An 8803-nucleotide genomic window follows, 5' to 3' on the forward strand; every position below is an offset into this window, starting at 1 on the left:
CGCAATCTTTCTATGGAGATCGATGCAAGATTCAGAAGTTTCCTACGAATTTCACGATCTTTTTGGATAACAGATGTTTGAAAGTATTTCTGGATTTGGTTAGCGGCCCGCACGCCGCAACAAACCTGCGTACGGCCGCCATGACGATACCGTTTACCGCTGCATCCCCCAACGCCGCACGGTCAGCCGCTCCAGTGTATTGAACACCAACCCTTCCACCAGCAAACCAATCAGGATCACCACCGCCAACCCGGCAAACACCTTGTCGGTATACAGCTCGTTGCGGTTCTGGAAGATGTACCAGCCCAGCCCGCCTTTGCCGCTGCTGGCACCAAACACCAACTCGGCAGCGATCAGCGTGCGCCAGGCGAACGCCCAGCCGATCTTCAACCCCGACAAGATCGACGGCAAGGCTGCCGGCACCAGGATGTGCAGCACTAGCCGCAACCCTTTGAGGCCATAGTTACGCCCAGCCATGCGCAGCGTTTCCGACACACCAAGGAAACCGGCATAGGTATTCAGCGCCAGCGCCCACAGCACCGAATGCACCAGCACGAAGATCAGGCTGTTATCACCCAGCCCAAACCACAGCAAGGCCAACGGCAACAGGGCAATGGCCGGCAATGGGTTGAACATCGAGGTTAACGTGCCCAGCAAGTCCCGCCCCAGTTGGGTCGAAACCGCCAGGCTGGTCAAGCCGAAAGCCAGGACGATACCCAGCACATAGCCCTTGAGCAGTATCACCAGCGAAACCCCGACCTTGGCGGGCAGCTCGCCACTCACAAGGCCGTCCCACAGGGCCGCGGCGGTTTGCAGGAAGCTCGGCAACAGCAGGTCATTATCCTGATAGCGAGCAACGGCCTCCCATAGCACAGCGATTACCAGCAGGATCAGCGCCTTGCGCAGCCAGCCTTGCTGCCACAGGCGTTGGGCCAAGGGGAGTTGGCGTTCCAGGGGCACACTGAGCAGGGGCTCCAGCTGCACCTCGTATTCCTGGCGTACAGGTGTAGTGGTCATGGCTGAAGCTCCTGTCAGTAGGCGATGCGGATATCGTTGAAACCAAGGTCGTCGGGCTGTTCCGGGACGTCTGCCTCATCGAACAGCAAGCGGTGGATACGCCTTGCACTGGCCTGGAAATCGCTGCCGCCCAGGCTGCCCAGATCATATTGATGGCTGTGCACTTCCGCCCTCACCCGCCCCGGGTGCGGCGACAGCAGCAGGATGCGGTTGCCCACTACCAGCGCTTCTTCGATGGAATGGGTAACGAACAACAGGGTGAAACGCACCTCTTCCCACAGCAGCAGCAGTTCTTCCTGCATCTTGCGCCGGGTCAGCGCATCCAGTGCAGCGAACGGCTCATCCATCAGCAGGATCTTCGGCTGGGTGGCCAACGCCCTGGCAATCGCCACACGTGCCTTCATACCACCCGACAGCGTGTGCGGATAAGCATCGGCAAAGGCGGCCAGACCAACCTTTTCCAGGTAATGCAGCGCCCGCTCTTCGGCTTCGGCGCGCTTGAGCTGGCCTGCCACCAGCAACGGGAACATGACGTTCTGCTTCACCGTTTTCCACGGCGGCAGTTGGTCGAACTCCTGAAACACCACGATGCGGTCTGGACCTGGGCCATGCACCGCTTGGCCCTGCAGCAGAATCTGCCCTTCCTGCGGTTGAATGAAACCGGCGACGGCTTTGAGCAAGGTGGACTTGCCGCAACCAGAAGGCCCGAGCAGCACGAAACGGTCGGCACGGTCGACTTCGAAGCTGACCTGGTGGGTGGCCCGCACCACGCGCTGCGCGGTGCGGTATTCGAGGCTGAGGTTATCCACCTTGAGCAAAGGCGGCGTGGCGACACGGCTCAGGTTGCTGGCCGTGTGGCCTGGCAAAGGGGCGGTCATGATCGGTCAGCTCCCCTGCAGCGGGCGTTCGTCCTGGAAGAAGTAGTCCTTCCACGATGCCGGCTTGTTCTTGATAGCGCCTACCCGATAGAGGAAGTCGGCCAGCTTGTAGGTGTTCTTTGGCGTGACGGTGAACTCGTACTGCGGGTTGTCGATCAGCTTGATCAGCGCGTCGCGGTCGATCTTGGCCTTGGTCACGCGGATGTAGGTATCGGCTGCGGCGGCTTTGTCCTTCTGAGCGAAGTCTGCGGCTTCGGCCAGGGCGTCGACAAAGGCCTTGTAGGTTTTGGGGTTGTCCTTGCGGAATTTCTCGGTAGCGAACAGCAAGGTCGGCGAGTTGGGGCCAAGCAGGTCGTAGCTGTTGAGCACCACATGCACGTCCTTGTTGGCCAGCACCTGGTCCTGGAACGGTGGGTTGGAGAAGTGCCCGTTCAGCTCAGTGCCACCGGCCAGCAGCGCGGCAGTGGCATCCGGGTGCGGTACTGCCAGGGTGTATTTGTCGAGGCGGTTGTATTCCTTGTCGCCCCACTGCTGGGCGGCGGCGTACTGCAGGAAGCGCGACTGCACCGAAACACCTACCGCGGGCACGGCGATGCGGTCCTTGTCGGAGATGTCGGTGATGGTCTTCACGTTGGGGTTGCTGCTGACCAGGTAGTATGGAAAGTTACCCAGCGAAGCCACAGCCTTGACGTTCTGCCGCCCCTTGGTGCGGTCCCACACAGTAAGCAGCGGGCCGACGCCGGCACCGGCGATGTCCACCGAACCGGACAGCAGTGCATCGTTGATGGCCGAACCACCTGACAACTGCGCCCAGTCGACATCGATGTCGATGCCCTGCTCCTTGCCGTGCTTCTCGATCAGTTGCTGGTCACGCACCACGTTGAGCAGCAGGTAAACGATGCCGAACTGCTCGGCGATGCGGATTTTGCCTTCGGCCTGGGCCGCAGCGGGGGCGGCCAGGCTGCCGATGACCAGGCTCGCGCCGAGGCCGATGCTTGCCGCCAGGCGGCTGATGGAATTGCGCATGATGGGGTTCCTCAGTCGTCAGAACGGGGCATCGCCCTGGATGGTGGTGCGGTACAGCTTGCGCCGCAGGTGTGCGGGGCAGCCGGTGGCCAGGTGGATCAGCGAGCGGTTGTCCCAGAAGACCAGGTCGTGGGGCTGCCACTGGTGGCGGTAGATGTTCTTCTCCAGCACGCTCAAGGCGTACAGCTGTTGCAGCACGTCGCGGCTTTCGTCGTCTGGCAGGCCGACGATGCGGGTGGTGAAGCCTTCGCTGACGAACAGGGCCTTGCGGCCGTTTTCCGGGTGGGTGCGGACCACCGGGTGGATGACTTCCTGTACCTGCGCCAATTGCTCGGCGGTCAGGGTCGGGCGCCAGTTGCCTTCGAATTTGGTCTCGGCGTAACGGGCGGTGTAGGAGTGAGCAGCGCTGCGGCCCTCAACCACTTTGCGCAAGGCGTCGGGTACGGCGTCCCAGGCTTTGTGCATGTCCGCGAACAGGGTGTCGCCGCCTTCGCTGGGCAGCTCCTGGGCATGCAGCATGGAGCCGAGGCTGGGCAGCGCTTTGTACGACAGGTCCGAGTGCCAGAACTTGCCGGCATCACCCAGACCAATGTTTTGACCGTTTTCGACGATGTTGGAAACGATCAGGATCTCGGGATGGCCTGTCAGCAGGAACTGCTTGAGCACATGGATCTGCAACTCACCGAAGCGGCGGCTGAACGTAATCTGCTGTTGCGGGCTGATGCGCTGGTCGCGGAACACCAGTACATGGTGGTCGAGGTGGGCGCGATGAATACGGGCGAAATCCTCGACGTTGACCGGTCTGGCCAGGTCCAGGCCGATGATCTCGGCGCCGACGGCACCGGAGAACGGGCGGATTTCGAAGCATTGCGGCTGGGCGCTGTCGATGGTCGACAAGGCGTTCGAGGCGGCTGACATTTTTCACTCCCACGCAGTGCGCGACTTCAACGGCGCGCAACGATCAGAAACGCACGGGGATTTCCCGTGTGGGTTCAAGTCGTGCGGCGCATCGATTGGTCGACGGGTACGCAGTGGAAGTGACTATAAAGTCATAAGAGCTATATTTTAAATACCTTTAAAGAATAACCATAGCACTGGGATTTGCTCGGTTCGCGATCAGATCAGCCCGCCCTGCTCTTCTTCATCGATGAGGTTGTTCAGGCTGCTGAGTGCCTTGCGCGCCGTGGAGCGGTTGAGCAGCTTGGCCTGGGCACCGGCGGGTAGGTCAGTGATCTTGAATACGCCTTTGGCGGTCAGCACATCGATCAGGTCCTCAAGCACGCGGATCATGTCCAGGTCACTTTGCTTGAGCTGGTTGAGGCTGTTTTCCACGACGTCGTCGGCAAACCACTCCTGGATATCGGCATGGTCGGCAGGGAGCATTTCGGTGAACTGGTCAAAGGCGGCTGCTTCTACCCGCAGCAACTGGCCGGCAGCGTCGCGTTGCACGTAGAACATGGCGGTGTCCCTCGTCACGTTGGTTCCTTGTTGGTAGACAGCAGCATAGGCAAAGATCGCCGGGCACGCAGGCCCGGCGCCAGAGTATGCGCTGTTGGCGAAAGGCAGGAAAGAGCCGGGGCCGCTACGCGGCCCCGGGGTCCATCAGTTGTCCTTGTTGTGAATGATGATGGTCGGGTCAGCACCGCTGATCAACGAATTGATCGTGGTGTTGGACCAGTTCACCCCTTCCAGCTTGATGGTCACATCGGCATTTGCCAGGCCACCGGCGGCGTTGAGCTTGCCTTCGCTGCTGACCTGCAGCGTCGTCGTGCCGTCCACCGTAGTGAGCTTCAGGTAATTGTCGATGGTGCTGCCTTTCTCACCCTGCAGCAGATCGCTCAAGTCGATCTTGTCCTTGTCGCTCAGCTTGAAGTCCTTGATGACGTCGTTGCCGAAGTCGCCAGCCTTCCAAACGAAGGTGTCGGCACCGCTGCCACCGATCAGGATATCGTCGCCGTGGCCACCGATGAGGGTGTCATTGCCACTACCGCCCAGCAGGATGTCGTTACCTCTGCCACCATCGAGGGTGTCGTTACCACCTTGGCCGAAGAGGATATCGTTGCCGTTGCCGCCGGACAGAATGTCATTGCCGTCTTTGGCACCGGAGATATCGAACTCGGTGTAGTGCTCGGTGATGTACTGGTGGACATTGCTGGTGGTGACGGAGCTGACCTCGACACCGCTCTTCTGCGCAACGTAGGTCTGCAGGGCCTGGTAGCCCTCGCTGACAACGCCGTTGAGGGTGATCAAGTCACCGAAGATGATGTCGTTGCCGTTGCCACCGTCGATGGTGTCGGCACCTGGCACCGTTGCTTCGGAGTGGCCAAGAATCGCCTTCGCCAAGTCGGACGGGTCGATGTTGGTCTGTGGCTTGCCAGCGCTGTCGTAAGGTTTCAGGTCGTTCAGCGTGACATCGCTGTTCAGGCCGATGGCCTGCACCTTACTCAAGCCGTTGGTGCCGCCCAGCACCGCGAAACTCGCAGTGGAACCCGCCGCCGAATCCACGTAGTTCCAGTAGTCGGCGTAGCCAGTACCACCCAGGCTGGAGAATTCATAGGTGCCATCCCCCTGTGCATGCAAGGTGCCAACCGTCTTGGTGGAGTCATACACCAACTCGCCTTTTTTCTCGGTGTAGGTCAGCACTTTGACTACGCCACTGCTACTGATCTCGACCTTGTGAGTGCTGTCGGCCCAGGCACTGAAGGTATCGCCCATCTTGTAGTTGTTGACGTTGACCACATCATCCAGGTTCTTGCCATTCTTCCACAGGCTAGGGTTGGTGGACTCCCCGCTCTGGTAATAGGTTGGCTTACCGTCGGTGATGAAGTAGGTCAGGTTCTCCGCACCTTTGTTGCTGGTGGCCATGGTGCTGTTGAAGAAGTTGGACGTGGTCTTGAACGCGTCTTCATAGTTGGTGCCGCCACCGTAGTAGCCACCCACCATCGAGTTCAATACCGCCTGCAGCTTGCTCAGGGCATCAGGGTCGGCAAGGTTGACCGCCACGTTCTTGTTCACCTGGGTATCGAAGTCCACCAGGAAGATGTTCACGGTACCGGAGGTGTCGGAACCCAGGCTGGCCTTGAGCGAATTGAACACCGAGGCCAACTGCGCCTTCGCATCGGCAATCGACTTGTCACTCATACTGCCCGAGCTGTCGACCATGAAGGCAATGTTGTAGTTCTTGCCCTGCACCACGTTCAGGCCCGACACGTCGGCGACGATGATGTCGTTGCCTTCGCTGCCGATCATGGTGTCATTGCCCGTGGTACCCACGCTGGCCTTGTAGGTCGCAGCGTATACCGTCACCGGAATGTTGCCGGTGGTGATGGCTGACCCGCCCAGGCTTTCGGTGGCCGTCGAGGTGACAGTGATGTCGAACGAGCCTTTGTAGTAGGCCGGCGGCGTGAGGGTCAATCCGCTGAGTTTCCAGCCAGTCACATCGACCGGGGTGCTGCCTACTGTGACGGTATGGCCTGCACCGTCACTCAGCACGGTACCTTTCGGAATACCGCTGAGGGTCACGTTCAGGGTTTCGGAGCCATCGGTATCGGTCAGGGCGGTGGTAATGCCGACCAGTTTCACCGAGCCACCTTCCGGCCCTTCGTTGAGTTTGTAGCCGTCGTAGTAGCTCTGACCATTGACGGTATGCAGGTCGGACACGCCCAGGCCAGCGTTGGCCATCTCGGTCACGTTCTGGTACATCTTGACGTTCGAGCTGCTCAGGTCGGTGACAGCACCCGAGCCTACCTGGATGTTCAGGTCATAGCTGCCTGGACCAGACTGGTTGGCATGGTAGACCTCGATCGGGTAGTAGCCGCTGGTATTCGGAGTGAAGGTGCCCGAAACCTGGCCACCCGCGCCCCAGGTGGCCGTGACCACAGTCTTGCCACCGATGGTGACCACGAAGCTGTCGTCAGCCGTACCGCTGAAGGTGTAGGTCTTGCCGGCTTCCAGGTAGATCAGGCCCGACGTTTTCGAGCCGGTGCCAGCGGTGACGCTGCCATCGGACTGCACATTGGTGGTGGTGCTACTGGAGTTGGCATTGCCAGAGTTGGCAAATACTGCCTTCAGGTCCTCGCCGGTTATGCCATTGCCGCCCGTACCCAGGCCTTTGAGGCTGGTCCAGACTTCCTTGGTCAGGCCTTTGGAGTCGATATCCGCACTGCCGAAGCTCAGGGTCGGTTTATCGGCAACCGGGCTGATGTCGACCTTCATGGTCACTTCGCTGCCCAGGTTGGTGCCATCGTTCGGCTTGAACTTGAACTGCGCGTAGTCAGCCTGTTGGTTACCTACACCATTACCACCGTAGTTGTCCGCACCCGACTGGTTGAGGGCCGGGACGAACTTGAGGTTATTGGCAGTAATGTCAGCCTGGCTGATCACCTGGTTGACGGCCACATTCACCCACGCAGTACCGTTGAAGAACTGCAGGCTGCCAGCGGCCGGGAGTGAGGTAATGGTCACGAACAGGCCAGTGTTGCCATCGGCATCAGTGACTTTGAAATCGCTCCAGGCGAACACGTAGTCGGTGTCCTCCACGCCAAATACCGCACCGCCAGGCGAAACAGGCAGGTGGTCGTTGTCGAGGATGGTGGTCGTCACGCTCGACTTGCTGCTATCGACCTGCAGGTTCTCGAAGTTGCCACCGGTGGCAGTTTCGATTTTCACCACGAAGTTCTCGGTACCTTCGACCAGCTTGTCGTCGATGGTAGCGATGTTGAACGTCGTACCGGTGCTGTTGGCCGGGATCTTCACGGTGGTGACACCGCTGAAGTCCTCACCGTTTTTGGCGGTGCCGCTGTAGCTGAGGGTGATGGTGACTTCGGCCTTGGACGCGTTGCTCAGGGTCAGCGTGTACTGGCCGGTTTCGCCTTCGGTCAGCGAAGAGGTGCCAGTGATGCCAACTGTGGTGACGTCGCCCTGGTTGCCGGTACCCGGAGTACCCGAACCTGGCTCGTCGGTGACGCTGGTCGTGACCGAAGTCTTGTCCAGGGTCAGCTTCTCGAACTTGTCCACATCCGTCCCACTGACCGTAGCAATCGACTTGATCACAGGGTCGTTGGCACCGACGTAGACGTTGTCCGGGGCAATCACGGTGGCAGTGCCCACGGTACCGTTGGCCGGCACGGTGATGGTGGTCTTGCCATCGCTCAGCGTGAAAGTCAGCGCCGAGTGGTTGTTGATCGGCAGGCCGTCCTTATTGGTCAGCGTCACGGTGTAGGTGATCACGCCGCCTTCGGTGACCGATGGGGTCGCGGTCAGTTTCGCGATCACTTCGTCGGTGGTGTCGGTGACACTGACCTTCGCCGCGTCGCCCAGTTGCAGGTTCTCGAACGGACGGTTGCCGATGTCGGCGGCCGACTTGATGCCCAGGCGGATTTCACCGGCATCTTTGTAGACGTCGTCGCCCTGCGCCGCGTGCTCGTACTTGACGCTGGTGTCGCCGGCTTTGATGGTGACCTGAGCGTTGTTGCTCAGGGTCACGACCAGGTCGTGGTCCAGTGGCTGGTTGATGTGCACGGTGAACGTCGGTTTGACGTTCTCGGCCACCGAGGCTTGGTCGGCGGTGATGGTGACCTTGACCAGGTCGCCCTGGTTGTTGTCGCCAGGCACACCCGAGCCAGGCTCGTCGGTTACCGAGGTGCTGACCGAGCTCTTGTCCAGGGTCAGCTTCTCGAACTTGTCCACATCAACGCCGCTGACCGTGGCGATCGCTTTGACGATCGCTGGGTTGGTGCCGACGTAAACGTTGTCTGGGGCGGTGACCGTGGCGGTGCCAGAAGTACCGTTGGCTGGGATGGTGATGGTGGTTTTGCCATCGTCCAGGGTAAAGGTCAGCGCTGCGTGCTTGTCGATCGGCAGGCCGTCTTTGTTGGTCAGCG

General features: G+C 60.1%; 6 protein-coding genes. All 6 read right to left on the minus strand.

What is annotated here, in order from left to right:
* Nucleotides 1-153: 153 nt before the first annotated feature.
* Nucleotides 154-1017 carry an ABC transporter permease gene (locus tag DM807_RS11080; RefSeq protein WP_012269977.1) on the minus strand — a complete coding sequence of 288 codons (864 nt, stop codon included), beginning with the start codon at nt 1015-1017 and terminating at the stop codon, nt 154-156.
* Nucleotides 1018-1031: 14 nt separating this feature from the next.
* Entirely contained in the window at nt 1032-1895 is an 864-nt protein-coding gene (locus DM807_RS11085; protein ID WP_012269976.1) for an ABC transporter ATP-binding protein, read from the minus strand.
* A gap of 6 nt (nt 1896-1901) precedes the next feature.
* On the minus strand, nt 1902-2921 hold the full coding sequence (locus tag DM807_RS11090; protein WP_179027381.1) for an ABC transporter substrate-binding protein: 1020 nt from the start codon (nt 2919-2921) through the stop codon (nt 1902-1904).
* An 18-nt stretch (nt 2922-2939) separates the two neighbouring features.
* Nucleotides 2940-3839: a TauD/TfdA dioxygenase family protein gene (locus tag DM807_RS11095; RefSeq protein ID WP_012269974.1), complete on the minus strand. Its 900-nt coding sequence runs from the start codon at nt 3837-3839 to the stop codon at nt 2940-2942.
* A gap of 198 nt (nt 3840-4037) precedes the next feature.
* On the minus strand, nt 4038-4379 hold the full coding sequence (locus DM807_RS11100; protein WP_012269973.1) for a hypothetical protein: 342 nt from the start codon (nt 4377-4379) through the stop codon (nt 4038-4040).
* Between the two features lie 144 nt (nt 4380-4523).
* Nucleotides 4524-8803 (minus strand): immunoglobulin-like domain-containing protein (locus DM807_RS11105; RefSeq protein WP_179027382.1); only part of this gene is annotated, 4280 nt, incomplete at its 5' end.

This window comes from Pseudomonas hunanensis, from assembly GCF_013393325.1.
GTDB classification, from domain to species: Bacteria; Pseudomonadota; Gammaproteobacteria; order Pseudomonadales; family Pseudomonadaceae; genus Aquipseudomonas; species Aquipseudomonas putida_P.

Bases quoted from the DNA above. Each gene is read 5' to 3' on its own strand.
- DM807_RS11080 (WP_012269977.1), bottom strand. From the start codon at position 1,017: ATGACCACTACACCTGTACGCCAGGAATACGAGGTGCAGCTGGAGCCC.
- DM807_RS11085 (WP_012269976.1), bottom strand. From the start codon at position 1,895: ATGACCGCCCCTTTGCCAGGCCACACGGCCAGCAACCTGAGCCGTGTC.
- DM807_RS11090 (WP_179027381.1), bottom strand. From the start codon at position 2,921: ATGCGCAATTCCATCAGCCGCCTGGCGGCAAGCATCGGCCTCGGCGCG.
- DM807_RS11095 (WP_012269974.1), bottom strand. From the start codon at position 3,839: ATGTCAGCCGCCTCGAACGCCTTGTCGACCATCGACAGCGCCCAGCCG.
- DM807_RS11100 (WP_012269973.1), bottom strand. From the start codon at position 4,379: ATGTTCTACGTGCAACGCGACGCTGCCGGCCAGTTGCTGCGGGTAGAA.